Origin of the sequence: Cryobacterium sp. MLB-32, assembly GCF_000738085.1 — a bacterium.
Taxonomy (GTDB): Bacteria; Actinomycetota; Actinomycetes; order Actinomycetales; family Microbacteriaceae; genus Cryobacterium.
This window is the reverse complement of the sequence record NZ_JPRS01000676.1, coordinates 1-782: the sequence shown is the minus strand read 5'-3', so window position 1 is coordinate 782 and position 782 is coordinate 1. Positions and strand designations below refer to the sequence as shown.

Here is a 782-nt window from a genome sequence, read left to right as displayed (position 1 = left end):
GACGTCGTCGTTGAAAATCAGCCCACGAACCACTTCCATTTTGATGATGCTTTCGGAACACGCTCTGTTGCGGTCGACCTTCCCACATCGTTCCCAGGGGTCATCGACGATGCCGGGATTGAGATGGTCTATGGCACCATTGCTCATGCTGTCTCCGATTCCAGCACCGTCGCCTATATCGTTGCACCGGCGTACCTTTTCTCCCAGTCGTAGCACCTCCACGACCTCTTGGACGAACTCACAGCAATCGGTCCGGACACAGAAATGGCGAGACCTGAAGAATAGCTGGCCATCAGAGCATGCCCGATAGGGAACCCTCTGCGGGCCTTTCCGTGTGTCGAAGCACAGCTCAGGTGAGGCGACGATCGAGGTGGATGATGACTTCGTCGCCGTCGGTCTTGCTAATGCGTTTGCGGATTAGGGCGGCGATCGGGAGCTTATGAGTCCCGTCGCCGAGGGCCATGAACGCTCCTCGGAATGGTTCGCCGTCGACGGTTCCCTCGACCTTCACGATCCCTCGAGTATTGAACACTTCCGCCGAGTTGGGCAGTTGCACACAGGTCCAGGTGTCCCCTTCACGGACTTTGCCAAGAACTGCAGTGAACGTGATGTCGAGTGGGCTTGACTGGGTGTTCATTGTGAGCTCCATTTCAGAGAAAGCATCAGCCGACCTATGGGCAACCAGTTTCGCGCGTTGCCCGCTCTAGAAAGTCGAGCAGCCCTGCTCACGATGCTGCTGGCTTGAGTTCCTGGGCGAACATCACGATGATTCCGCTGGGGCC

General features: G+C 57.2%; 2 protein-coding genes. One reads left to right on the top strand and one right to left on the bottom strand.

Going from position 1 to position 782, the window contains the following annotated elements:
- The coding region (locus tag JF66_RS24840) for a hypothetical protein (protein ID WP_035880879.1) at positions 1-213 on the top strand (213 nt) is incomplete at its 5' end.
- Between the two features lie 136 nt (positions 214-349).
- Here JF66_RS24840 and JF66_RS20830 read toward each other — a convergent pair.
- Positions 350-637 carry a DUF1905 domain-containing protein gene (locus JF66_RS20830; RefSeq protein ID WP_035880878.1) on the bottom strand — a complete coding sequence of 96 codons (288 nt, stop codon included), beginning with the start codon at positions 635-637 and terminating at the stop codon, positions 350-352.
- Positions 638-782: the final 145 nt, after the last annotated feature.